This is a genomic window from Actinomadura pelletieri DSM 43383 (assembly GCF_003634705.1).
GTDB lineage: Bacteria > Actinomycetota > Actinomycetes > Streptosporangiales > Streptosporangiaceae > Spirillospora > Spirillospora pelletieri.
This window is the reverse complement of sequence record NZ_RBWU01000002.1, coordinates 1,357,979-1,381,673: the sequence shown is the minus strand read 5'-3', so window position 1 is coordinate 1,381,673 and position 23,695 is coordinate 1,357,979. Positions and strand designations below refer to the sequence as shown.

Sequence of the window (23,695 nt, the reverse complement as noted above, 5' to 3'; positions counted from 1 at the left end):
CCGCGCGCTCGACGCGGGTTGACGCCCGTTATGAGCGTTCTTTTCTCCGTCCTTGATCTCTCCCCCGTCGTCAGCGGTTCCACGTCCGGCCAGGCGCTGCGCAACACCCTCGACCTGGCCCGGCACACCGAACGGCTCGGCTTCCACCGGTACTGGCTGGCCGAACACCACGCGATGCCCGGAATCGCCAGCTCCGCGACGGCCGTGTTGATCGGGCAGGTCGCGGCGGCGACGTCCACCATGCGGGTCGGATCCGGCGGGGTCATGCTGCCGAACCACGCGCCGATGGTGGTGGCCGAGCAGTTCGGAACGCTGGAGGCGCTGTACCCGGGGCGCATCGACCTCGGGCTCGGCCGGGCGCCCGGCACCGACCAGGCCACCGCGCTGGCGCTGCGACGCTCCCCCGAGGCGCTGTCGGTGGACGACTTTCCCGAGCAGGTCGCCGAGCTGCGCGCCTACTTCGCGGCCGACAGCACGGTGACGCCCGCCGCGGGCAACGAGCCGCCGGTGTGGCTGCTCGGATCCAGCGGGTACAGCGCCCGGCTCGCGGGGCTGCTCGGGTTGCCGTTCGCGTTCGCGCACCACTTCAGCGCGCAGAACACGGTGCCCGCCCTGAACCTGTACCGGGAGTCGTTCCGTCCCGGCGCGCTGGACGAGCCGTACTCGATGATCGGCGTGTCGGTGATGGCCGCCGGCACCGACGCCGAGGCGTGGGAGATGTCCCGGCCGCAGGCGCTGGCGTTCCTGCGCCTGCGGCGGGGCGCCCCCGGCCCGTTGCCGACCCCGGAGGAGACGGCGGCCTACCCGTACACGGAGCTGGACCGGCAGATGATCGACGCACGGCTCGCGGACCAGGTGATCGGCGGCCCGGAGACCGTCCGCCGGCGGTTGGACGAGCTGATCGCGCGGACCGGCGTGGACGAGGTCATGGTGGTGACCCAGGTCTTCGACCACGCCGACCGGCTGCGCTCCTACGCCATCCTCGCCGACCTGTACAAGGAGGCCTTCGCCGCTACCGCAGCCTGACCTGGAAGTCGAACGGGATGGTGCCGGGGTCGGGCAGGACGGTACCGCCGTCGACGCTCAGCACGGCGCCGTTGACATAGGACGCCTCCTGCCCGAGCAGCCACAGGATCGCCGCCGAGATCTCCTCGGGGGCGGCGGCCCTACGCTGCGGCACGAGCCGGGTGACCTCGTCGTAGGCCTCCTCCCGTCCGATGCCGTGCGGTTCACCGAAGTGGGTCATCTCCATGTCGGACATCTCGGTGCGGACCCAGCCGGGGCACACGACGTTGGCCCGGACGCCGCGCGGCCCGTAGTCCACCGCGATCGTCTGCGCCAGCATGGTCAGCGCCGCCTTGGACGTGGCGTAGGCCGCGCATCCCAGCGGGACGCGCAGCGACGCGACCGACGACACCGCGACCAGCGACCCGTTGGTCTCGATCAGATGCGGCAGCGCGGCCTTGGCCAGCAGGAACACCGAGGTGAGGTTGGTCCGCATGGTGGCGTCCCAGTCCTCCGGCGACAGGTCGAGGACGCCGCCGTTGCGGACGATGCCCGCATTGGCGACGAGCCCGTCCAGGCGTCCGTGCGCGGCGACGACATCGCCGACCAGGTCCGTGACGGCCTCCGGCGAGGACACGTCACAGACGCGCGGTTCGGCGCCGGTCTCGGCGGCGACCCGTTCGAGCGCCTCCTTGCGGCGCCCGCAGATGACGACCCGGTCGCCGCGGGCGGCGGCGCCCGCGGCGACCGCGGCGCCGATGCCGCTGCCGCCGCCCGTGACGATCAGAACCCGTTGCATATGACGTCTCCTCAACTCTGGCCCGCGGGCTCACCAAGGTAGGCGGCGTGCAGGACGTCCGGGGACTTGCGCAGCGGAGCGGCGGGCCCGCTGTGGGTGAGGCGCCCGCCCGCGAGGACGTGCGCGGTGTCGCCGATCTCCAGCGCGAGCGTCGCGAACTGCTCGACGAGCAGGACCGCGGCGCCCGCGTCGGCGAGGGCCCGGACGGCCGGCAGCAGCCGCTTCACGATGACCGGCGCGAGGCCGAGTGACATCTCGTCGATCAGCAGCACCGACGGTGACATCGACAGGGCACGGGCCAGCACCACCATCTGCTGCTCACCGCCCGACAGCAGACCCGCCTGGGTGTCCATGCGCTTGCCCAGCTCGGGGAACAGGTCGAGGGCGCGGTCGCCGCCGGTGCCGCGCCGCACGACCCGCAGGTTCTCCGCGACGGTGAGGCCGCTGAAGACCGTCCGCCCCTGCTCGACGAGCGCGATGCCGCGCTTGGCCCGCGACACCCGGTCGAGGCCGGACAGGTCGTCGCCGTCGCCGGTCAGTCGCCCCGACGTGATCGGCAGGACGCCAGCGATCGCCTCAAGCAGCGTCGTCTTGCCGGCGCCGTTCGGGCCGAGCAGGACGGTGACCTCCCCGGACGTGACGGTCAGGCTCACGTCCCGGACGATCGGGGCGCCTCCCCGCCCGACCGACACGTCCTCCAGTTTCAGCTCTTTCATGCCTGCTCCCAGCGAGGGGGCCTTCCCCCGCGCCCCCCGTTTCGCTTCGCTCATGTGAGTGCGACCTCGTCTCCCAGGTAGGCGCGGGCGACCTCGGGTCTGGCGAGGACCTCGGCGGGCGGCCCCTCGGCGATGACCGCGCCCGCGTCGAGGACGACGATCGTCGCGCAGGCCCGCCGGACCATGTCGAGGTCGTGCTCGATGAGCAGCACGGACGCGCCGAACTTCGCCGGGACCTCGATGAGCCGTTCGGCGAGCGCGAGCGACTCGGCGTGGGCGAGCCCGGCGGCGGGTTCGTCCAGCACGATCAGCTTGGGCCGGGCGAGGATCGCGGCGGCCACCTCCAGCAGGCGGCGGCTGCCGACGTCCAGGTCGAGGACGTGCGCCTTCTCCGGGGCGCACCCGAGGAACGCGCGGACCTCCTCCAGCTCCTCGTGGGACACCGAGCGGTGCGCGGCGAAGCGCAGGTAGGCGCCGACGGTGAGACCGGTCGGGACGCGGTCCTGCTGGAAAGTGCGGCGCAGCCCGTCGGCGGAGCGGCGGTGGACGGGCAGCCCGTCCAGGCGGCGGCCGTCGAGCGTGACGGTCCCGGTCGCGTCCTTGAGGAACCCCGACAGCGCGTCGGTGAGCGTGGACTTGCCCGCGCCGTTCGGTCCGATGAGGCCCATGACGGTGCCCTCGGGGACGACGAGGTCCACGTCCTGCAACGCCACGACCTGCCCGAACCGCACACCGAGCCCCTCGGCCTTCAGCAGCGGCTTGGTGCCGAGCGGAGGGGTGCCACCGTCCGACGCCTCCCGTGGCGGCGGCACGGGGGCGGGCCTTCGGGCACGTAGTCGGCGGGCGAATCCCTCGCTGATGCTGCTGCCCTGCGACAGCGCCTGGACGGCGCCGATGCCGAACAGGACGTTCGCCCAGTCCTGGGAGACCCCGGCCCGGCGGAAGAGTTCCGGCACGAACATGATGAGGAAACCGCCGAACAGGGCGCCGAACACGTATTCGCTGCCCGCCATGACGGCGACGACGAACAGGGCGAGCGAGGCGATCGTCCCGAAGTTCTGCGCGGTGATCATGCCGACCTGTCCGGCGAGCAGCCCGCCCGCGACGCCCGCCGCGAACGCGCTGAGCGCGAACGCCGACAGTTTCGCGCGGGCGACGCTCGTCCCCGCGGCGGCGGTGGCGCGTTCGGAGAACTTGACCGCCCGCCACGCCGCGCCCATCCGGGTGCGGCCGAGCCATTCGACGGCGAGCGCGAGCACGACGAACAGCACACCCGCGTAGACGAAGTACTGCCGGTCGGTCGCGATGAACTCGGGTCGCATGACCTGCTGGTAGCTGTCGACGCCCGGGAAGTTGATCGCGGACACGACGACGTCCGCGGCGGCGGCGAACCCGAGCGTGACGACGGCCAGGTGCACGCCGCGCAGGCGCAGCGCCGGAAGCCCGATCAGCGCGCCGAACGGCATCGCGACGAGGCCGCCCGCGAGCGTCCACAGGATCAGCGTCCCGGGCGCCTGCCACACGTTGAGCTGCGCGACCACCCAAGCGCCGACGGCGGCGAAGGACAGCTGGCACAGCGAGTTCATACCGGCGCGGCCGACGATGCCGAGGCCGAGCAGCGAGACCGCCGACACCAGCGCGGACGTCGCGAGGAACAGCCAGTACTGCGGTACGGCGATCGCGGCGACCACGACGACCAGCAGCGCCGCGCCCGGCTGGGTGAACATGGTGAGATCAACGCGCCGCATCCCACACCTCCCGCCTCTGGGACCAGATCAAGATTGCGAGGATCGCCAGGAACGGCACCGTGTCGCGGTACTGCTGCAGCTCGGACACGTGCGCGAGCGCTCCCTGCAACGCGCCGAGTCCGAGTCCGCCCGCGACCGTGAGGCCGAGACTGCGGAACCCGCCGACGAGCGCGGCCGCCCCCGCCGGGATGATCATCAGGGCCAGCGAGGTCTGGTCGCTGGTCTGCTGCGGCGCGATGACCAGCAGCACGGCCGCCGACAGCAGCCCGGTGACCGCCCACATCCCGACGCCGAGGCGGCGGGACGGGATGGCGTGCAGTTCCGCGGTCGTCGGACGCTCCGACAGCGCGCGCAGCCGCAGCCCGAGAACGGTCCGGGTGAGGACGAGCCACGCGCCCCCCGCGACCGCGATCGACCCGACGACGCACACCGCGGCCGCCTGCGTGATCGTGATGTCGCCGACGCTGAACAGCGAGCCGCCGAACTTGCCGGGCATACGGCGCGGGTCCGTGCCGAACGCCAGGTAGGAGACGGCGAGCAGGCTGACCAGGAACGCGATCGAGATCGCGGAACGCTGGTCGGCGCCCGCCTCACCGAACCACTTGCCCATCACCCAGCCGAGCACGGCGGCGCAGACGGTGGCGGCGAGCAGGCCCGCGAGCGCGGCCAGGCCGTAGGGCCAGCCGTGCTCGGCCGTGACCGCCATCGTGTAGACGCCGATCACGCCGATCGCGACCTGCGCGAAGTTGACGACTCGGACCAGCCGGAACATCAGCGTGAGGCACAGGCCGAGAGCGGCGTACGCGCCGCCCCCGGCCAGGCCCGCGATGGCTCCCTCAAGCATTGGGCAGCTTGATCCACTGGTCGGTCAGCACGGTCCAACCGCCCTTGCCGTCCGGCTGGACGAACTTGGCGGCGAGGTTGGACGCGTGGGTGTCACCGGACCCGAACGCGAACGGCATACCCGTCATCGGCGTTTCCAGAGGCTTGAGGTTCTTCATCGCCTCCGTCACCGACTCGCGGGTGATGTCGCCCTTGATGCCCTCCAGGACGGTGACGAGGTGCTTGGCCGCGAGGTAGCCGCCCTGGGCGAACGCGGTGAGAGGCACGTTGTGCTTCTTCATCGTCGCGATCCAGTCCGCGTTGGCCGGAGAGTCGGCCTCGGTGTACGGCTCGAACTCCGACAGGGCCACGACGTTCTTGCCGGCGTCGCCCAGCGCCTTCGACGCCTCCGCGGTGTAGGTGGAGGCGAGGAACAGCCACTTCATGTCGTTGATCTTCTGCGCCTGCGCGGCCTTGACCCAGCCGATGGACATCGGCTCGACGCCGTTGAACAGGACCGCCTTGCAGCCCGCGGCGCGCGCCCGCAGGACGTAGGGGGTGTAGTCGGTGGTGGACGCCGACAGGCTCAGATCGTTGATCAACAGCTTCTTGCCGGTGATCTGGGACCAGCGCTCGACGCCCTCCTTGTAGGCGTTCGCTGTGCCGCCGATGATGACGAAGAACGCGCAGATCTTGTCGATCTTCAGCGTCTCGGACGCGTAGTAGAGCGTCACGGTCGAGCCGAAGAAGGGGCCGGTGTTGACCGGGGAGATGTTCGGCGACTTGAAGCAGCCGGGGTCCACCCCGATGCCCCGCACGTCGGTGATCTTGTTCTGCTGGTACATGGGGCCGTTGACCTGGCAGTCGACCAGGCTCGCACCGCCCGCGAGGGCCACGGCCTTCTTGTTCTGGATGACGTCGCGCGCGGCGAGCGCGGCGCTGGACGGGTCGCCCTTGTCGTCGGCCGCGGTGTAGGCGATCTTGCGTCCCTTGACGCCGCCCTTCGCGTTGACCTCCTCGAAGACGGCGCGGGCGGCCTGCGACGCCTCGGGGAAGGTGACCGCGCCGCTCAGTGACGAGACGGACCCGATGTTGATGGGCCCCGAGTCGGAGCCGGAGTCGGAAGAGCCGCATGCGGCCAAAGGCAGCGCCAGGACGGCGGCCGCCAGGATGTGTGCGATTCGCATGTCAGAGACCTTCGGTGCTGTGGACGACCCTGCCGTCGAAGACGGTCATCGCGACGGGGACGTCCGGGAGGTCGTGCGGGTCGAGCGAGGTGATGGTGCCGTCGAGGACGGTGACGTCGGCGACCCTGCCGGGTTCGAGGGTGCCCTTCCAGTCCTCGGCGAAGTCCTGCCAGGCGGCGTTGGAGGTGTAGGCGCGGACGGCGTCGGGCAGACCGACGCGTTCCTCCGGGCCGAACACACGACCGCTGGCCTTCGATTCGCGCAGCATCATCGCCGCGATGCCCTGGCGCCAGTTGGGGTAGGTGACGGGGGCGTCGGAGCTGGCGGTGACGGGGATCCCCGCCTCGATCGCCGAGCGGACGGGGTACTGGTAGGCGGCCCGTTCGGGGCCGAGCATCTCTTCCAGCATGTCGACGATCGTCCATTTGATCGCCGGGTTCATGTTCGCGCCGAAGCGGTGTTCGGCGAGCTTGCGGAGGCTCTGCGGCCCCGGGAGGTCGGCGTGGATGACGTAGTGCCGCGGGTCTTCGCGCGGGTGCGCGACCTGCGCGGCCTCCAGGGCGTCGACCACGGCGTCGAGCGAGCGGTCGCCGGTGACGTGCACGCCGAGCTGGTGGCCGGCGACGTGCGCGAGACGGACCATCTCGTTCAGCTCGTTGGTGCGGAACGCGTCGGCGGCGCCGTGCACGCACAGGCAGCCGAACCCGCCGCCCTTGTACTCGTCGCGCATCCATGCCGTCTTGTTGGGCGGGGTGCCGTCGGCGAACAGCTTCACGCCGATGACGCGGAGCAGGCGCGGGTCCACGTCGTCGGGGATCCGGGCGTTCGCGAGGCCCTCGGCGAGCGCGGCGGCCGAGCCGCCCATGCCGGTCAGCATCAGCAGGACGCTGACGCGGGCGCCGAGGTCGCCGGCGCGGGCGAGGTCGCCGTAGACGTCCAGGGTGAGCTGGTCGGCGGCGCCCGCGAACAGGCTCTTGCCGCCGGGGCCGAGGCCCGGCTCGGTGTAGCTGGTGATGCCCTCGCGGTGCAGGACGGCGACGCACTCCTGGATGGCCCTGACGACCTCGTCGCGGGTGTAGGCGGGCAGCCGTCCCTGGATCAGCAGCTGCGCGCCCTCGGCGAGCAGGCCCGTCGGGTTGCCGGCGCCGTCGGTGTGGATGACGCCCCCCTCGGGGGTGGGGGTGTCGCGGGTGACCCCGGCCAGTTCGAGGGCGCGGGAGTTGGCCCAGGTGAGGTGGCCGCTGAAGTCCTGGAGGTAGACCGGGTGGGCGGGCGCCACCGCGTCGAGGTCCGCGCGGTCGGGCATCCGGCCGCCGTCGGCGCACTCGGACAGGTAGCCGGGGTCCCAGCCGCCGCCGCGGATCCACTCGCCCTCGGGGATGCGGGCCGCGGCCTCCTTCACGGCCGCCTGGATGTCGGTGATCGACCGGACGGCCGGGTAGCCGACGTCCACCGCGAGCGGCGGGCGGGCCGCGCCGAACGCGCAGCCGTGCAGGTGGGAGTCGTTGATCCCGGGGAGCGCGGTGCGGCCGCGCAGGTCGACGACCTGGGTGCGCGGGTCCGCCAGCGCGCGGATCTCCTCGGTGCCGCCGACCGCGGTGATGGTGCCGCCGGTGATCGCCACCGCCTGCGCCACGGAGAACTCCGCGTCGGCCGTGAGGACCTCGCCGTTCAGCAGCACCAGGTCCGGGGTTGCGTCCGAGTTAGCCATGTGTTAGTGCCTCGCCCTTCGTCTTGCCCGTTCGGAAAATTTGGGCCCAAACGTATTGCGAACGTACGGGGCCCGATAACCAGGGTCAATAACGGACGCGTAACGGAGTGGCGGGGTTCACAAGTACCCGGTCGTGACCCGGACATGACAGCGCCGCCGACCCCGGTTCGGAGGTCGGCGGTCGCTGTTCGCGCAGGTCAGCCCGTGAAGGCGGCCTCCAGCAGGTCGAGGCCTTCGGTCAGCAGGTCCGTGGGGATGACGAGCGGCGGCAGGAAACGCAGGACGTTCCCGTACGTCCCGGCGGTCAGGACGAGCAGGCCCTGTTCGTGGCAGCGGCGCGCGATCCGCGCGGTCAGTTCGGGATCGGGCTCCTTCGTGCCCGGCCGCACCAACTCGATCGCGATCATCGCTCCGCGGCCGCGGACGTCCCCGATCTCGGGACGGGTCTCGGCCAGGGCGCGCAGCCGGGGCAGCATGATCTCCCCGATCCGGCGGGCGCGCTCGGTGAGCTTGCCGTCCTCGATCTCCTCCAGCACGGCCAGGGCCGCCTCGCAGGCCAGCGGGTTACCGCCGTAGGTGCCGCCGAGGCCGCCGCCGTGCACCTTGTCCATGATGTCGGCGCGGCCGGTGACGGCCGCCAGCGGCAGGCCCCCGGCGATGCCCTTCGCCGTCGCGACGATGTCGGGGACGACGCCCTCGTGCTCGCAGGCGAACATGTCGCCCGTCCGCGCGAAGCCCGTCTGCACCTCGTCGGCGATGAACAGGATGCCGTTGGCGCGGCAGAACTCGGCGAGCGCGGGCAGGAAACCCGGCGCGGGCTCGATGAACCCGCCCTCGCCCTGGATCGGCTCGATCACCAGGGCCGCGACGTTCGTGGCCCCGATCTGCTTGCCGATCTGGTCGATCGCCTGCGCCGCCGCCTCGGGACCGCAGTTCTCCGGGCCGGTCGGCCAGCGGTACGGGTAGGCCAGCGGCATCCGGTACACCTCGGGGGCGTACGGTCCGAAGCCGTGCTTGTACGGCAGGTTCTTGGCGGTCAGCGTCATCGTGAGCAACGTCCGGCCGTGGTAGCCGTGGTCGAACACCACGACCGCCTGCCGTCCGGTGGCATACCGGGCGATCTTGACGGCGTTCTCCACCGCCTCCGCGCCGCTGTTGACGAGGAACGAGCGCTTCTCGTGGTCGCCGGGTGTGATCCGGTTGAGGTTCTCGCACACCGCGACGTACGACTCGTACGGCGCGACCATGAAACAGGTGTGGGTGAACCGGTCGGCCTGGGCCTTCACCCGCGCGGCGACGCGCGGGTTGGCGTTGCCGACGTTGGTGACCGCGATGCCGGAGCCGAAGTCGATCAGGGAGTTGCCGTCCACGTCGACGACCACGCCGCCGTCCGCGTCGGTCATGTACACCGGCAGTACGCTGCCGACCCCCGGCGGCACCGCCGCGGTCCGGCGCTTGTGCAGTTCCTGGGAGCGCGGGCCGGGGATCTCGGTGACGAGACGGCGTTCCTGGGGCAGGCGCGGCTCGGCGGGCGGGCGTTCACCGGTCACGGTCGGGGCTGGGTCCTGGCTGGTCATGGCCTGAACATAGGTCGGCGGGCGCCTACGATGAACCGTACGGGACGGCGAAATCCGCCCCTTGGGATAGACACTTTGCACAGGGATTGCGATGCCGCCCACGCTGGCCTCCGTGGCCGCCCTTCCGCAACTCGGCCTGCGGTCGCTGACCGGCCCGCCGCCGGACGCGCCGGTCGTGTGGGTCGCGGTCAGCGAGCTGGAGGATCCGACGCCGTTCCTGGAGGGCGGCGAGCTCGTCCTCACCACCGGGATGCGGCTGACCGGGGCGAACGCGGCGCGGTACGTGTCCCGGCTGGTCGGACGGGGCGTCGCCGGGCTCGGGTTCGCGGTCGGCGTCATCCACGAGGTCGTTCCGGCCGAGCTGGTCGCGGCGGCACGGGAGCAGGGCCTGGTCCTGCTGGAGGTGCCGCGCCCGACGCCGTTCATCTCCATCGGGAAGGCCGTCTCCCGGATGCTGGCCGCCGAGTGGTACGAGGACGTCACCCGCGCGTTCCAGGCGCAGCGGGAGCTGACCAGGGCCGCGCTCACCGGGCCCGGCGCGCTCGTCACACGGCTGGCGCGGCTGCTCGGCGGATGGGCGCTGCTGTTCGACCCGTCCGGGGCCGTCCGGCACGCCGAGCCCACCGCCGCCCACGGCCGCGCCGAGGCGCTCGTCCCGGAGCTGGCCCGGCTGCGGCGCCGCCCGGCGGAGGGCGGGGCGACCGCGAGCGTGGCGCTGGCCGTCCCGGACGACCACATCGTCGTGCAGCGGATCGGGATCGGCGGACGTCCGCCCGCGTTCCTCGCCGTCGGCACGCGCGCGCCGCTCCCGCACGCCGCGCACACGATCGTCGGCGCGGCGGTCGCGCTGCTCACGCTCCAGTCGGAGGCCCCGCGCGCCGACCGCGACCTGCGCGCCTCGCTGGCCGCGCTGCTGCTCGGACGGCCCGGTGACGCGCCCGCCGCGCCGCGCGGCCCGGTCCGCGTGCTGGCCTGCGCGGGCGGGATCGCGGTACTGGACGTCCTGGAGTCCGATCCCGCGGGGGAGCGCTGCCTGACGTTGCCGCTCGGCGGGCACGCCGCCGTGATCGTCCCGGCCGAGGCCGCCGACACCGTCGAGGCATTGCTCGCGGCGACCGGCCCGCTCGGGGTCAGCGACCCGGCCACGGACGATCTCGCGGGCGCGTTGCGGCAGGCCGAGGACGCCCTGGCGGCGGCGGTCCGTGCGCGGCGGGACATCCTGCACTACTCCGCGCTCCCCGGGCAGGGCGTGCTGCGCCTGCTGGACCCGGGCGCCGCCCGCGCCTTCGCCGCCACACTGCTCGGGCCGCTCCAGGAAGAGAATCTGGTCGAGACGGTCCGGGCGTACGTCGCGGCCAACGGGCAGGGTGAGGCGGCGGCGCGGGCCCTCGGCGTCCACCGGCACACGTTGCGGGCGCGGACCCGCAAGGCCGCCGAGGTCCTCGGCCGCGACCTCGACGACCCGGCCGTGCGGGCCGAACTGTGGATCGCGCTCTCCATCACGTCCAGGGAGGGCGACCGGATTGGACATCATGGAGACTCGCAATCGGGCCCGCCGGGGATAGCGTGACTGTATGAACGTGACCCCATTCTGGCTGGCCGGCCGGCCCGAAACCGGTGACGGTGAGCTGACCGTTACGCATCCCTATGACGGCCGCGTGGTCGGGACGGCGGCCGTGCCGACGCCCGAGCAGGTGGAGGAGGCGGTCGCCGCCGCGGACGCCGTCCGCGCCCAGGCCGCCGCGCTGCCCCTGCACGTGCGGGCCGAGGCGCTCGCGCATGTGTCCGCGCGGCTCGCCGAGCGGTCCGAGGAGGTCGCCCGGCTGATCACCGGGGAGAACGGCAAGCCGCTGCTGTGGGCGCGCGGCGAGGTGACCCGCGCGATCTCCACGTTCCGGTTCGCCGCCGAGGAGGCCCGCCGCTTCAGCGCCACCACGCAGCGGCTCGACACCGACCCCGCCGCCGAGGGCCGGATGGCCTACATCACCCGCGTGCCGAAGGGCCCGGTGCTCGGCATCTCGCCGTTCAACTTCCCGTTGAACCTCGCCGCCCACAAGGTCGCCCCGGCGATCGCGGCGGGCACCCCGATCGTCCTCAAGCCCGCGCCCGCCACACCGCTGTCGGCGCTGCTGCTCGGCGAGCTGCTGGCCGAGACCGACCTGCCCGCCGGGATGTTCTCCGTCCTGCCGGTGCCGAACGATCGGGCGTCCGCGCTGGTCGACGACCCGCGCCTGCCGATCGTGTCGTTCACCGGCTCCGTGCCGGTCGGCTGGGCCATCAACGACCGGGCGCCGCGCAAGCACGTCACCCTGGAACTCGGCGGCAACGGCGCGGCCGTGGTCCTGCCGGACGCCGACCTCGACTGGGCCGCCAAGCGGATCGGCCTGTTCTCCAACTACCAGGCCGGGCAGAGCTGCATCGCCGTCCAGCGCGTCTACGTCGACCGGTCCGTCTACGAGGAGTTCGTGCCGAAGCTGGTCGAGACGGTCGGCGCCCTCGTCACCGGCGACCCGTGGGACGACAAGACCCAGGTCGGCCCGCTCGTCAGCCAGGAGGCCGCCGAGCGCGTCGAGGCGTGGGTGGACGAGGCCGTCGCCGCGGGCGCGAAGATCCTCACCGGTGGCACCCGGGAGGGCGCCGCGTACGCGCCGACCGTCCTCAGTGACGTGCCCGCCGACGCGAAGGTGTCCCGCGAGGAGGTCTTCGGACCGGTCATGTTCGTCCAGCCCGTCGACGGCGTGGACGAGGCGTTCGCCCTGGTCAACGACTCCGCGTTCGGGCTCCAGGCGGGCGTGTTCACCCGGAACCTCGACATCGCGTTCCGCGCGCACCGCGAACTCGATGTCGGCGGCGTCGTGATCGGCGACGTCCCGTCCTACCGCGCCGACCAGATGCCGTACGGCGGCGTGAAGGACTCCGGTGTCGGCCGCGAGGGCCTGCGCTCGGCGATGGCCGACTACACCGAGGAGAAGGTCATGATCTTCACGGGTCTGCCGCTCTGACCCACCTTCAGCCACGGCTTCGGGGCTCCGCGTACGGTTCGGTGCGCGGGGCCCTTGCGGCGACTGGGGCGGTCGCCCGCGCCGGACCCGTCCGGCCCCGCCGGGGAATCGCGAGGCTCACGAGCGCCCCGGCCAGGGACAGGGCGCCGCTGGCGGCGACGGTCGGGGCGAATCCGTCGGTGAAGGTCTGCGCGGTGCCGTAGCCGCCCCGCGCGGTGAACACCACCGCGAGGACCGCCACGCCGAACACGGCGGCGAACTGCCGCAGCGTGTTGAAGACGCCCGACGCCTTGCCGATCTCCTGCGGCGCGACGGCGTTGATGACCGAGGTCTGCGCGGCGGGCATGGCCATGCTGACCCCGGCGCCCGCGAGGACCATCGGCGCGATCAGCTGCGCGTACGCCATCGACGGTTCGGCGACGAGCCCGATCCACCCCATTCCGGCGGCCTGCATGGTCAGCCCCGCGGCGGTGAGCGTCCGCGAGCCCACGCGGTTCACCAGCGTCCCCGCCAGCGGCGCCACAACGGTCACCGTCGCCGTCCAGGGCACCAGGCGCAACCCGGTGCCCATCGGCCCGTGTCCGAGGCCCGACTGGATGAACTGGGCCATGAAGAACAACGAGCCGTACAGCGACGCGTACATGAAGAGCCCGGCGGCGTTGCCGGCGGAGAAGCCGCGCGAGCGCAGCAGCCGCATCGGCACCATCGGCTGCCGGACGCGCAACTCCCACGCGACGAACGCCGCCGACAGCGCCGCTCCTGCCGCCAGCGCCCCGACCACCTCGAACGCGTCCCAGCCGACGGCGCCCGCGCGGATCAGGCCCCAGACCAGGCCGAGCGCCCCTCCGGTCACCAGGACGACGCCGCCGAGGTCGAAGGAGACCCCGGCCCCCCGGCTCTCCGGGACGCGCCGCAGCACCAGCGGGATGACGACCAGCCCGATCGGCACATTGAGCCAGAAGATCCACTGCCAGGCCAGCCCCTCGGTGACGATCCCGCCGACCACCGGCCCCGCCACGACCGCCAGACCGGTCAACCCCGCGAAGATCCCCAGGGCCTTGGCGCGCCGTTCGGGCGGGAATCCGGTGCTCAGCAGCGCCATCGCCAGCGGCATGATCAGCGCCGCCCCGGCTCCCTGGACGGCGCGGGCGGCGATCAACCAGCCGATTCCGGGGGCGAGCGCGCACGCCGCCGAGGCGGCCGTGAACAGTCCCAGCCCGCCGGCGAACATCCGTCTGCGCCCGAACCGGTCGCCGAGGGCGGCCCCGGTCATCAGCAGCGCGGCGAAGGTCAGGTTGTAGGCGTTCACCGTCCATTCGAGCTGCTCCAGGGTGGCGGACAGGTCCAGCCGGATCCTGGTCAGCGCCGTCGTCACCACCGTCGCGTCCAGCGCCACCATCAGCGACGCCGCCGCGGTCAGGCCGAGCAGCCAGCCGTTCTTCCCCTGCGCCATGCGTGTTCCCTCCGGATCTCAGGTGTTCACCTGTACGAACCGGCCGGGTTCCGAAATTCACCGGACGGCACCCGACGACTTCGACCGCCGCCCGCTGTCAGTACATGGGGAGGTACGTCCTATGAAGACCAATGAGAAGACCGATGAGACGGGCACCGAGGAGTTCGCGCGGCTGACCGACCCGTACCGGCGCGAACTACTGGCCTACGCCTACCGCATGCTCGGCTCGGTCCATGACGCCGAGGACCTGGTTCAGGAGGTCTACCTGCGCGCCTGGCGTTCGTACGCCGAGTTCGACGGCCGGGCGTCCCTGCGGACGTGGCTGTACCGGATCACCACCAACGCCTGCCTCAACGCCCTGGCGCACAGCAGCCGGCGGGTCATGCCCTCGGGGCTCGCCGGGCCCACGGAGCATCCGCCGCCGCCCGGGATGCGCGCCCCGGAGGTGAGCTGGCTCGAACCGCTCTCCGATCGGCTGATCGGCCGCGTTCCGGAGGATCCGGGCGCGATCGTGGCGTCCCGGGCCGGGCTGCGGCTGGCGCTGATCGCCGCGTTGCAGTACCTGCCGGGCAGGCAGCGGGCCGTGGTGATCCTGCGCGATGTGCTGGCCTGGCCGGCGGCCGAGGTCGCCGAGCTGCTGGAGATGACCAGCACGGGGGTGAACAGCACGCTGCTGCGCGCGCGGGCCCGTCTGGAGCGGCTCGTTCCCGCCAGCGACGAGATCACCGAGCCGGACGAGCCGGCGCAGCGCGAACTCCTCGACCGCTATGCCAGGGCCTTCGAGGCGGTGGACATCCCCGCGATCACCCGGCTGCTGACCGAGCAGGCGACCTGGGAGATGCCGCCCGTCCCGCAGTGGTTCGCCGGACGGGACGCCATCGCCCGTCTGCTCGACGCACGGTTGTCACGCGGCCCCGGCCACAACCGGCTCGTTCCGACTCGCGCGAACGGTCAGCCGGCCTTCGCCATGTACCTGCGGCGCGACGACGGGCGCCTGCACGCGCACTCCATTCAGGTCCTCACCGTCACCCGTTCCGGCATCGCCCACGTCACCAGCTTCATCGACGAGGCCTGGTTCCCCCAGTTCGGCCTGCCCGGCGTCTATGAGTGAACAGGGGTCTCAGGCGAGGGTGACGGTCACGGGCATGTGCTTGATGCCGTTGACGAAGTTGGAGCGGACGCGGCGGACGTCACCGGAGACGCGGATGTCGGCCAGGCGCGGCAGCAGCTCCTCGAACATGATCCGCATCTCCAGGCGGGCGAGGGCGGCGCCCATGCAGTAGTGCGGGCCGCCCTTCCCGAACGTGATGTGGTCGTTGGGGGCGCGGGTGACGTCGAAACGGTCCGGGTCGGTGAAGACCGACTCGTCGCGGTTGCCGGACGCGAACCACAGCACGACCTTGTCGCCCTCGCGGATCGGCGTTCCGTGCAGCTCGGTGTCACGGGTCGCGGTGCGGCGGAAGTGGTACACCGGCGACGCCCAGCGGAGGAACTCCTCGACGGCGGTGGGCATGAGGTCAAGGTCGGCGCGCAGCCGCTCGGCCTGTTCGGGATGGTCGATCAGGGCGCGCATCGCGTGGGTGATGGCATGCCGGGTGGTCTCGTTGCCCGCGACGACGAGCAGCAGGAAGTAGTTGTCGAAGTCGCGGTCGGAGAGGGGCTCGCCGTCCATCGGGGTCTGGTTGACCAGGCGGCTGATGAGGTCGGTGCCCGCGCCGCCACGGCGCCGGGCGGCCAGCTCGCGGCCGTATTCGAAGACCTCCAGCGACGCGGGGCTGCGGAACGGCAGGTCGCGGTACCGTTCGCTCTCCTCGCTGTGCAGCAGGACGTCGGCGTACTCGGGGTCGGTGTTGGCGATGATCCGGTTGCCCCAGTCGATGAGGCGCCGGGTGTCGTCGTCGGGGACGTCCAGCATGCGCGCCAGCACGTTGATGGGGAAGTCGGCGGCGACCTCCGCGACGAAGTCGAACGTGCCCTTGGCGAGGGCCGCGTCGAGGGTGCGGCCGGTGAGCCCGCGCAGGAACGTGGCGTAGCCCGCGATGGCGCGGGGCGTGAACTCGCGCTGCATGATGCGGCGCAGCGCCATGTGACGCGGCCCGTCGGTCTCCAGCATGGAGCGGCGGATCGCGGCCTGGCGTTCGTCCACCTCTTCGAGGTTGACGAACTTCTCGGACGTGAAGGTGCCGGAGTCGCGGTCGACGGCCACGATGTCGGCGTGCCGGGTGAGCGACCAGAAACCTCGGCCGCCGTCGTGCTCGGGATTCCAGTGGACGGGTTCGGCGCGGCGCAGCGCCTCGAACATCCGCCACGGGGTCTCGTCGTCCATGAAGTTGTCGAGGTCGGCGAGATCGACGGCCAAGGTCTCGTTCGGCACCGGGTCTCCCTTCGGCGGTGCTCCGAGGCGACGCTCAGAGGTGGTACGAGTACTCGCGGAACTCCCAGTCGGTGACGTGGCGGCTGAAACGCCTGACCTCGTCCCGCTTGTAGGTGAGGAAGGCGGTGACGAACGGCTCGCCGAGCACCTCGATGAGGGCCTCGTCGGCGGCGAGGGCGTCGAGGGCGGCGGACAGGTCGCGGGGCAGCGCCGGGGACTTGGCGGCGTCGTAGCCGTAGCCCTCCAGCGGCGGCGGCGTGGACGCCTTGTCGCGGACGCCCAGGTAGAGGGCGGCGATCAGGCCCGCGATGCCCAGGTACGGGTTGGCGGAGGCGTCCCCGAGCCGGACCTCCATCCGGGTCGCGGCGCCGCGCTCGGGCGGGATGCGGACCATCGAGCTGCGGTTGTCCAGACCCCAGTCGATCAGCCAGGGGGCGAGGCTGTCGGGGCCGAACCGCTTGTAGGAGTTGACGGTGGGGTTGAGCAGCGCGGCGAGGGCGGGCGCGTGCTCCAGCACCCCGCCGATGGCATGGTGGGCGGTCTCGGAGAGACCGTCCCCCTGCGAGCCCTCGAAGACGTTGCGCCCGTCGGCGTCGAGGCAGGACAGGTGGACGTGGAACCCGGAACCGTCCTGGTCGTTGAACGGCTTGGCCATGAAGGTGGCGAGCCGCCCCTCCGTCCGGGCGATCTCCTGGACGGCCGTCTTGAACCGGAACGCCCGGTCGGCGGCGTCGAGCGCGTCGGAGTGATGGAGGTTGATCTCGAACTGGCCGCCGCCGAACTCGTGGTTGCCCATGGTCACGTCGAGGCCGAAGTCGCGCAGATGCCGCAGGACGCGCAGGACGTGTCCGTCCGGATCGCCCTTGCGGCTGGAGGTGTACACGTTGCCGGGCGCGTTGGCGTACGGGCGCCAGCCGGTGGGCGAGGCGGGGTCGGGCTCGCAGAGGTAGTACTCGAACTCCGGCCCGGCGACGGCGTTCAGGCCCAGCTCGCCGAGCTTGGCGAGGGCGCGCCGCAGGACCTCCCGGGGCCCTTCGGGACACAGCTCGTCGCCGGACGGCTCGTACGCCTCGCCCAGGCAGGACGCGACGCCCTCCTCCCACGGGATCTTCGCGAGGGTCGACAGGTCGGGGCGGACGCGGATGTCGGGCAGGCCCGCGTCCATCCCGCCGGGGACCTCGACGGTGTCGCCCTGCGGGGTGGTGTGGTAGACGGCCCGGCAGAACGACAGCCCGTGGTCGACGGCCCCCGGCAGCCGCTCGACGAGGACGTCCCGGGCCCGTTCGATGCCGATGAGGTCGGGATAGGACACCCGGACCACGTCGATCCCGTCGGCGGCCAGTTCCCTCACCACGTCTTCGACCGGTCGGCTCACACGCACTCCCTCAAGTCATTTGGGGTCAAACCATATGGTGGACGAACGTTTCTGACAAGACACCCGTCCGAACGTTCCCCTCGTTCCCCCAGGCCCGAGGTGGCGGACACGGACGAAAGGAACTATCGTACGGACCCAAACGATATTCCCGGGAGGAATGTGGTGGCGACCGTGCGAGGCTTCCTGTATCCCCAGACCGCGACGGGGCGTTCGTCGCTGATCCCGAGCCCACCGTGGCACTACTCGGGTGACCTGCTCACGGTCGAGTATCGCACCGACCCCGCGCGCGTCGCCGAACTGCTCCCCGAGCCGCTGTCGCCCGCGCCCGAGGACCCGGGCGCGGTCGCGATCATCTGGGCCGACTGGCAGTCCTGCTCGGAGTCCCGCGAGGAGCTGCTCGACCCGATCCGGGCCCAGTACAAGGAGTGCTTCGTCGTCGTCCGCTGCTCCTTCGAGGGGCGGACGTACTCCCGCTGCGTCTACATCTGGGTCGACAAGGACTTCGCCATCGGCCGGGGCCTGCACCAGGGCTATCCGAAGAAGCTCGGCTCGATCCACCAGACCCGTCCGCACCCCTACGGCCCGGCGCCGCGCCTGGAGCCCGGCGCCCGTTTCGGCGCCACCCTGGCCGCCGCCGACCGCCGTCTCGCCGAGGCCGTGGTGACGCTGCGGGAGCCGTCCGAGACGAACGGGTTCGTCAACGGTCACCCGATGGCGCACCACCGGTTCCTGCCGTCCATCGAGCCCGGCCAGGCCCCGGCCCTCAACGAGTTGGTCGAGGCGGGCGCCGCAAGCTTCGAGGCGGGCCAGGCCTGGGCGGGCGAGGCCGAGCTGACCCTCTTCGACGCTCCCACCGAGGAGATGTCGCTGCTGACCATCGAGGAGCCGATCGGCGCCTACTACCGTCAGGTGGGCGTGGTCTGGAACGGCGGCCGTCGTCTCGCCTGACCTCCGCTTTCGGGAACCGAACGAAGTCGAACCACGGTCGGCGGGGGCCGAGGCGGCGATAGATTCGCCTTCCGGCCCCCGAAAGGGCCGTCAGCGCCGGGTTCCTGGAAGAAGGACGCACGTGACGGGTCACCACACACTGCAAGAGACCGAGCAGGCCATCCAACGGCGGCTCGGCGACGTGCCGCTGCGGCACGACGCGATGATGGCGGTCTCCAACATCTACCGGGCCGCCGCCGCGATCCGGCAGCACTTCGAGAGCTCGGTGCTGCGCGGCGCGGACCTGACCTGGACGGCGTTCGTCGTCCTCTGGGTCGTGTGGATCTGGGACGAGATGGAGACCCGCCATGTCGCCGAGGAGGCGGGGATCTCCAAGGGCACCCTCACCGGCGTCGCCAAGACGCTGGAAGGACGCGGCCTGATCGAGCGCGGCTCGCACGCGACGGACGGGCGGCTCGTCCTGCTGCGGCTCACCGACAAGGGGCAGGACCTGATGCGGGAGCTGTTCCCGGCGTTCAACGCCGAGGAGGCCTTCGTGGTGGAGCGGCTCGAGGAGGCCGACAACCGGAGCCTGGCGGAGACGCTGCGGTCGATCATCGAGCACCTGGAGGAGTTCGGCGACGACCGCCGCGCCACCCAGCGGGCCGCCTCCCCGCCCCCGCCCCGCCGGTCGGGACGCCGTTCCCGCGGCTGACCTCCACCGCACCCTTGCCCGCGATCGTTTGGGCCCATACGATGACGGGATGACGCCACGCTTCGTGCTCGTGCTGAGCGAGAACTGGACCCTGACCACCGGTCGTGACCTGCCGACCCTCGTCCGCTGGGCGCGGGAGGCCGAGGACGCCGGGTTCGACGCCGTCATGATCAGCGAGCACATCGTGCTCGGCCCGGACGCGGGCGCCAACGGCGTGATGGGCAACCCCCGGGACTATGCCTACCCCGGCAACCAGGATCCGTTCACCCCGTGGCCGAGTTCGCTGATGCTGCTCGGCGCGATCGCCTCGGTGACGACGCGGATCCGGCTCGCCGCCGCGGCCGTCCTCGCGCCGCTGCGGCACCCGCTCGCCCTGGCCCGCGACATCGGCACGCTCGACCTGGTCTCGGAGGGACGCCTCGTCGTCCAGCCGACCGTGAGCTGGAGCCGGGACGAGTACGCGGCGCTGGGCGTGCCGTTCGAGAAGCGCGGCAAGATCCTGGACGAGCAGCTGGAGATCTGGGAGCTGCTGTGGCGCGGCTCGCCCGTCTCCTACCACGGGACGCACTTCTCCTTCGACGACGTCTACTTCGAGCCCCGCGCGTACCGTCCGGAGGGGCCGCGCATGTGGCTCGGCGGGCAGCACCTGCACCAGCGACTGCTCGACCGGATCGTGAAGTACGGGCACGGGTTCCACCCGCTGGGCCGTCCGACGCCCGAGGAGATGGAGCGGCTGCGCGCCGCCATGGCCGCCGCCGGGCGCGACGCCGCCGACCTGGAGATGATCGGCGGCTGCCGTCCGGTGTTCCCCGACGACGACTCGGTGTCGCCGCTCGAACCGGCCCTGGAGAGCATTCCGGAGCAGGTCGAGGCGGGGTTCACCACGTTCTGCATCAAGCCGTCCCAGTTCACCGACGACCCGGACGGCGTCGGCGCCTTCTGCCGTGAGGTGGTCAAGCGCGGCGAAGCCCTCATGTCCTGACGCCCTGTCCTGACGACCCTGTCCTAACGACGAGGCCCTCATGTCCCGGCCGGAGAGCCGAGGACATGAGGGCCTTTGGGGTACTCGTTCCGGACGCCTCTACTTGCGCGGGGCCCGGATGCCGCGGAACTCCCAGTCTCCGCCGAACGTGGTGGAGATGACCTCCTCCGACTCGGTCGGCTGCGCGCCGCAGTCGTCCCGGATCGGCACGGGTCCCGCGACGATGTGGTTGCGGAGCCGGCCGAGGCCCTCCGCCTCGACCTCCACGACGTCGCCCGGCTGGACGGGACGCGAGTTCGCGGGCGTCCCGGACAGCAGCACGTCACCCGGGTACAGCGTGATGGTGCGGGCGATGTCGGCGACGAGGTAGTGCATGTCCCACTCCATCTCGTCGGTGCTGCCGTCCTGCACCAGCTCGCCGTTCACGTACGTCCGCAGGTACTTGCCGTGGAAGTCCCAGTCGGTGACGAGGCCGGGGCCGAGCGGGCAGAGGGTGTCGGAGCCCTTCACCCGCAGCATCGACCCGGCGTCGGTGTCGCGGAAGTCGTGCAGGCCGTAGTCGTTGGCGACCGTGTAGCCCGCGATGTAGTCGCCGGCCTCCTTGGGGGAGACGTTGCGGGCCGTCCGTCCGATGACGATCGCGATCTCGCCCTCGTAGTTGAGGTACTTGCACCGCTCGGGCCGGACGACCGCGCCGCCGTGCGCGTTCAGCGCGGAGATCGGCTTGTGGAAGTACGTGGGCGCGGGCGGCAGCGTCGTCTGGAACTCCTCGACGCGGCTGCGGTGGTTGAGGTGCACCGCGACGACCTTGGACGGCTCGCACGGCGGCAGGTGAACGGCCTCGTCCGCGCGCACCGTGCGGCCGTCCGCGCTGACGAGGTCGTCGCCGTCCCGGATGACCTGGGTGGCGGCGCCGTCCAGCAGAATCCGTCGGTATTCAGGCATTTATGCGGTCCATCCGTTCTCAGGGCGGTCGAACCAGATGTGCACCTGACCCGTTCCGACCGAGTTCTCGTACTCGCTGTAGAGGCGTCCCGGGGCCTTGCAGGCATGTTCCCCCAGGGCGCCGAGCATCATCAGATAGTGGCCGAAGCGGGCCTCGGGCTTGAACTTGAGGAACTCCGGCATGGTGTCGAGCATCCGGGCGTGGTCGCCCTTCTTGAGCCAGCCGATGCGCTCCTCGTCCGCGGCCCGTGCCTCCGGCGAGAAGATGTGCACGGGGTCGGACGCCTCGTGGTCGCGGATCTCCCGCAGCGGCCAGAACGTGTGCGACATCGCGCCCGAAGCGATCAGCAGCACGCGCCGGTCGGTCGCGGCGATCGCGTCGCCGAGGGCGCGGCCGAGGCGCAGGAAGTCCTCGGTGTCGGCGGTCTGGCACACGCCGATCGACATCCACCGCTTGCCCGGGTCGCCGAGGTACGGGTCGTCGCGCACGCCGAGATGCGTCCACAGGTTGACGGTGGCGTAGAAGATCGGCAGGTACGGGTCGTCGATCGGGGTGATCCACGTCCCGTGCTTGTCGGCGTAGCGCGCGACCGCGCGGGCCAGTTCCGGGTCGCCGGGGAAGTCGTACGGCATCCGGCACATGCCGCGCGGCAGTTCCTCGGACGTGAACAGTCCGGCGCGGCGGTCGTGCGCGGTCGTGACGAACTCGACCGTCGTGGCCCAGTGCGAGTCGAGGACGACGACGGTGTCGTAGTCGTCCTTCTCGAAGACGTCCTCGCGCAGCTTGCGCAGTCCGGGGACCAGCGTGGTGTCCGGCCCGCCGTTCAGTTCACGCCGGGTGACCTCGGGCAGGACGATCGTGGGAACGTGCGCGAGGAGTCCCGCACCGACTACTTCGCCCATGGCGCCGTCACCGTGTTCTTCAGGTCGCAGTAGAAGTCGAAGCTCCAGTCGCCGCCCTCGCGTCCGACGCCGGACTGGCGGGAGCCGCCGAACGGCGCCTTCAGGTCGCGGACGAAGAAGCAGTTGACCCACACCGTCCCGGCCACGAGCCGCTCGGTGACACGCCGGGCGCGCTCCGGGTCGCCGGTGGCGACGGTGGCGGCGAGCCCGAACTTGGTGCCGTTCGCCATCGCGACGGCCTGCTCCTCGCTGTCGAACGTCTGGAGCGTCAGGACCGGGCCGAAGACCTCCTCGGTGAGGATCTCGGCGCCTTCGGGGACGTCGGTGAAGAGGGTGGGCCGGTAGTAGAGGCCGCCGAGTTCCTCGTTCGGTCCGCCGCCGATCAGCGCGCGCGCCCCCGCCTCCTTGGCGCGCTGGACGAACCCGTCCACGCGCTCCAGGTGGCGGCGGTGGATCTGCGGCCCGATGTCGGTGGCCTCGTCGCGCGGGTCGCCCTGCTTGATCCGCGACGCCTTCTCCACGAACCGGGCGGTGAACTCCTCGGCGATGGACGACTCGACGAGCAACCGCGTCGCGGCGAGGCAGACCTGCCCGGCGTTGTCGTACTGCTCGACGGCGAGATCGACCGCGAGGTCGAGGTCGGCGTCGGCGAAGACCAGCAGCGGCGACTTGCCGCCCAGCTCCAGCGACAGCGGCGTCAGGTTGGGGGCCGCCGCGGCCGCGATGGTCCGGGCGGTGGGCACCGACCCGGTGAAGCTGATCCGCCGGACGTCGGGGTGCGCGGTCAGCGGCCCGCCGACCTCCGCGCCGTAGCCCTGGACGACGTTGAACACGCCGGCCGGCAGCCCGGCCTCGGCGGTGATGTCGGCCAGCAGCGACGCGGTGAGCGGCGTCCATTCGGCCGGCTTGAGCACGACCGTGTTCCCGGCCGCCAGCGCCGGCGCGATCTTCCACGTGGCGAGCATCAGCGGCGCGTTCCACGGGGTGATGAGCGCGGCGACGCCCGCCGGGTCCCAGCTCACGTGGTTGGTGTGACCCCGGGTCTCGAAGTCGTCGTGGCCGAGCTTGAGCAGCCAGTCGGCGAAGAACCGGAAGTTGTGCGCGACCCGGGGCATGACACCGCGCCGGTGGGAGCGGATCAGCGCTCCGTTGTCGGCGGTCTCGACCTGGGCGAGCTCCTCGATCCGCTTCTCCACGCCGTCGGCGATGGCGTGCAGCAGCCGCGCCCGCTCCTCACGGCTCGTGGCGGCCCAGGCGGGGAAGGCGCGACGCGCGGCGTCCACCGCCGCGTCGACCTCCTCCGCCCCACCCCGCGCGATCTCGGCGATCGGTCGCTCGTCGATCGGCGAGACGCTGGAAAAAGTCGCGTGGGAGCCGGTGCGCTCTCCGCCGATCCAGTGTCCGGGCTCGACGGCGACGCCCGCGACGGTTGCCATCGCTCCACCTCCATATCG

Annotated in this window: 20 protein-coding genes; 7 read left to right on the top strand and 13 right to left on the bottom strand. The window is 71.8% G+C overall.

Translation table 11 applies throughout. The annotated features are described in order from the left end of the window. Positions 1–30: 30 nt before the first annotated feature. Complete coding sequence (locus tag BZB76_RS12845) at positions 31–1,026, top strand: LLM class flavin-dependent oxidoreductase (RefSeq protein ID WP_121434467.1); 996 nt, start codon at positions 31–33, stop codon at positions 1,024–1,026. Here BZB76_RS12845 and BZB76_RS12840 read toward each other — a convergent pair. The 7 genes from BZB76_RS12840 to gabT form a co-directional block, all read right to left on the bottom strand. Further along, positions 1,013–1,804, bottom strand: a complete 792-nt coding sequence (locus BZB76_RS12840) for an SDR family NAD(P)-dependent oxidoreductase (RefSeq protein ID WP_121434466.1) — start codon at positions 1,802–1,804, stop codon at positions 1,013–1,015. The two genes, BZB76_RS12845 and BZB76_RS12840, sit on opposite strands and share 14 nt — an antisense overlap. Positions 1,805–1,815: 11 nt before the next feature. Then, a complete protein-coding gene (locus BZB76_RS12835) occupies positions 1,816–2,520 on the bottom strand; it encodes an ABC transporter ATP-binding protein (protein WP_117401891.1) in 705 nt (234 codons plus the stop codon). 50 nt (positions 2,521–2,570) lie between these two features. Then, positions 2,571–4,268: a branched-chain amino acid ABC transporter ATP-binding protein/permease gene (locus tag BZB76_RS12830; protein ID WP_121434465.1), complete on the bottom strand. Its 1,698-nt coding sequence runs from the start codon at positions 4,266–4,268 to the stop codon at positions 2,571–2,573. Then, positions 4,255–5,112: a branched-chain amino acid ABC transporter permease gene (locus tag BZB76_RS12825; RefSeq protein ID WP_121434464.1), complete on the bottom strand. Its 858-nt coding sequence runs from the start codon at positions 5,110–5,112 to the stop codon at positions 4,255–4,257. The genes BZB76_RS12830 and BZB76_RS12825 overlap by 14 nt, the downstream gene beginning before the upstream one ends. Continuing rightward, entirely contained in the window at positions 5,105–6,277 is a 1,173-nt protein-coding gene (locus BZB76_RS12820; protein WP_121434463.1) for an ABC transporter substrate-binding protein, read from the bottom strand. Before BZB76_RS12820 ends, BZB76_RS12825 begins: the two co-directional genes overlap by 8 nt. 1 nt (position 6,278) lies before the next feature. Next, entirely contained in the window at positions 6,279–7,988 is a 1,710-nt protein-coding gene (locus BZB76_RS12815) for an amidohydrolase (protein WP_121434462.1), read from the bottom strand. A gap of 197 nt (positions 7,989–8,185) precedes the next feature. Then, complete coding sequence (gene gabT / locus BZB76_RS12810) at positions 8,186–9,565, bottom strand: 4-aminobutyrate--2-oxoglutarate transaminase (protein ID WP_121434461.1); 1,380 nt, start codon at positions 9,563–9,565, stop codon at positions 8,186–8,188. A gap of 91 nt (positions 9,566–9,656) precedes the next feature. Between gabT and BZB76_RS12805 the strand changes: the two genes are divergently transcribed. Next, positions 9,657–11,135, top strand: coding sequence for a PucR family transcriptional regulator (locus BZB76_RS12805; RefSeq protein WP_121434460.1), 1,479 nt, complete (start codon positions 9,657–9,659; stop codon positions 11,133–11,135). A gap of 4 nt (positions 11,136–11,139) precedes the next feature. Further along, entirely contained in the window at positions 11,140–12,567 is a 1,428-nt protein-coding gene (locus BZB76_RS12800; protein ID WP_121434459.1) for an aldehyde dehydrogenase family protein, read from the top strand. Between the two features lie 7 nt (positions 12,568–12,574). Here the strand turns inward: BZB76_RS12800 and BZB76_RS12795 are convergent, their stop codons facing one another. After that, positions 12,575–14,020 carry an MFS transporter gene (locus BZB76_RS12795; RefSeq protein WP_121434458.1) on the bottom strand — a complete coding sequence of 482 codons (1,446 nt, stop codon included), beginning with the start codon at positions 14,018–14,020 and terminating at the stop codon, positions 12,575–12,577. Positions 14,021–14,141: 121 nt separating this feature from the next. Between BZB76_RS12795 and BZB76_RS12790 the strand changes: the two genes are divergently transcribed. After that, positions 14,142–15,131, top strand: a complete 990-nt coding sequence (locus BZB76_RS12790; RefSeq protein WP_121434457.1) for a sigma-70 family RNA polymerase sigma factor — start codon at positions 14,142–14,144, stop codon at positions 15,129–15,131. A 9-nt stretch (positions 15,132–15,140) separates the two neighbouring features. Here BZB76_RS12790 and BZB76_RS12785 read toward each other — a convergent pair whose 3' ends face one another. Both BZB76_RS12785 and BZB76_RS12780 read right to left on the bottom strand, forming a co-directional pair. Next, the gene (locus BZB76_RS12785; protein WP_246006906.1) at positions 15,141–16,394 is read right to left on the bottom strand and encodes a cytochrome P450; all 1,254 of its coding nucleotides are present in this window, start codon (positions 16,392–16,394) and stop codon (positions 15,141–15,143) included. A 34-nt stretch (positions 16,395–16,428) separates the two neighbouring features. Beyond that, the gene (locus BZB76_RS12780; protein ID WP_211342959.1) at positions 16,429–17,769 is read right to left on the bottom strand and encodes a glutamine synthetase family protein; all 1,341 of its coding nucleotides are present in this window, start codon (positions 17,767–17,769) and stop codon (positions 16,429–16,431) included. A gap of 162 nt (positions 17,770–17,931) precedes the next feature. Here BZB76_RS12780 and BZB76_RS12775 point away from each other — a divergent pair, with 162 nt between their 5' ends. From BZB76_RS12775 to BZB76_RS12765, 3 genes are all read left to right on the top strand, one after another. After that, entirely contained in the window at positions 17,932–18,717 is a 786-nt protein-coding gene (locus tag BZB76_RS12775) for an acetoacetate decarboxylase family protein (protein WP_121434677.1), read from the top strand. A gap of 121 nt (positions 18,718–18,838) precedes the next feature. Continuing rightward, positions 18,839–19,411, top strand: a complete 573-nt coding sequence (locus BZB76_RS12770; RefSeq protein WP_117401880.1) for a MarR family winged helix-turn-helix transcriptional regulator — start codon at positions 18,839–18,841, stop codon at positions 19,409–19,411. Positions 19,412–19,460: 49 nt separating this feature from the next. Beyond that, positions 19,461–20,393 (top strand): TIGR03619 family F420-dependent LLM class oxidoreductase, encoded by a 933-nt coding sequence (locus tag BZB76_RS12765; RefSeq protein ID WP_121434456.1) that lies wholly within the window; start codon positions 19,461–19,463, stop codon positions 20,391–20,393. Positions 20,394–20,492: 99 nt separating this feature from the next. Here the strand turns inward: BZB76_RS12765 and BZB76_RS12760 are convergent, their stop codons facing one another. The 3 genes from BZB76_RS12760 to BZB76_RS12750 are packed head-to-tail and all read right to left on the bottom strand — an operon-like array spanning position 20,493 to position 23,677. After that, positions 20,493–21,338 (bottom strand): fumarylacetoacetate hydrolase family protein, encoded by an 846-nt coding sequence (locus tag BZB76_RS12760; protein ID WP_121434455.1) that lies wholly within the window; start codon positions 21,336–21,338, stop codon positions 20,493–20,495. Then, on the bottom strand, positions 21,339–22,241 hold the full coding sequence (locus tag BZB76_RS12755; RefSeq protein ID WP_121434454.1) for a 3,4-dihydroxyphenylacetate 2,3-dioxygenase: 903 nt from the start codon (positions 22,239–22,241) through the stop codon (positions 21,339–21,341). Next, complete coding sequence (locus BZB76_RS12750; protein WP_121434453.1) at positions 22,229–23,677, bottom strand: aldehyde dehydrogenase; 1,449 nt, start codon at positions 23,675–23,677, stop codon at positions 22,229–22,231. Before BZB76_RS12750 ends, BZB76_RS12755 begins: the two co-directional genes overlap by 13 nt. Positions 23,678–23,695 lie beyond the last annotated feature (18 nt).

Excerpts from the sequence above, each read along its gene's own strand:
- BZB76_RS12845 (WP_121434467.1), top strand. The coding sequence starts at position 31 with ATGAGCGTTCTTTTCTCCGTCCTTGATCTCTCCCCCGTCGTCAGCGGT.
- BZB76_RS12840 (WP_121434466.1), bottom strand. The coding sequence starts at position 1,804 with ATGCAACGGGTTCTGATCGTCACGGGCGGCGGCAGCGGCATCGGCGCC.
- BZB76_RS12835 (WP_117401891.1), bottom strand. The coding sequence starts at position 2,520 with ATGAAAGAGCTGAAACTGGAGGACGTGTCGGTCGGGCGGGGAGGCGCC.
- BZB76_RS12830 (WP_121434465.1), bottom strand. The coding sequence starts at position 4,268 with ATGCGGCGCGTTGATCTCACCATGTTCACCCAGCCGGGCGCGGCGCTG.
- BZB76_RS12825 (WP_121434464.1), bottom strand. The coding sequence starts at position 5,112 with ATGCTTGAGGGAGCCATCGCGGGCCTGGCCGGGGGCGGCGCGTACGCC.
- BZB76_RS12820 (WP_121434463.1), bottom strand. The coding sequence starts at position 6,277 with ATGCGAATCGCACACATCCTGGCGGCCGCCGTCCTGGCGCTGCCTTTG.
- BZB76_RS12815 (WP_121434462.1), bottom strand. The coding sequence starts at position 7,988 with ATGGCTAACTCGGACGCAACCCCGGACCTGGTGCTGCTGAACGGCGAG.
- gabT (WP_121434461.1), bottom strand. The coding sequence starts at position 9,565 with ATGACCAGCCAGGACCCAGCCCCGACCGTGACCGGTGAACGCCCGCCC.
- BZB76_RS12805 (WP_121434460.1), top strand. The coding sequence starts at position 9,657 with ATGCCGCCCACGCTGGCCTCCGTGGCCGCCCTTCCGCAACTCGGCCTG.
- BZB76_RS12800 (WP_121434459.1), top strand. The coding sequence starts at position 11,140 with ATGAACGTGACCCCATTCTGGCTGGCCGGCCGGCCCGAAACCGGTGAC.
- BZB76_RS12795 (WP_121434458.1), bottom strand. The coding sequence starts at position 14,020 with ATGGCGCAGGGGAAGAACGGCTGGCTGCTCGGCCTGACCGCGGCGGCG.
- BZB76_RS12790 (WP_121434457.1), top strand. The coding sequence starts at position 14,142 with ATGAAGACCAATGAGAAGACCGATGAGACGGGCACCGAGGAGTTCGCG.
- BZB76_RS12765 (WP_121434456.1), top strand. The coding sequence starts at position 19,461 with ATGACGCCACGCTTCGTGCTCGTGCTGAGCGAGAACTGGACCCTGACC.
- BZB76_RS12760 (WP_121434455.1), bottom strand. The coding sequence starts at position 21,338 with ATGCCTGAATACCGACGGATTCTGCTGGACGGCGCCGCCACCCAGGTC.
- BZB76_RS12755 (WP_121434454.1), bottom strand. The coding sequence starts at position 22,241 with ATGGGCGAAGTAGTCGGTGCGGGACTCCTCGCGCACGTTCCCACGATC.
- BZB76_RS12750 (WP_121434453.1), bottom strand. The coding sequence starts at position 23,677 with ATGGCAACCGTCGCGGGCGTCGCCGTCGAGCCCGGACACTGGATCGGC.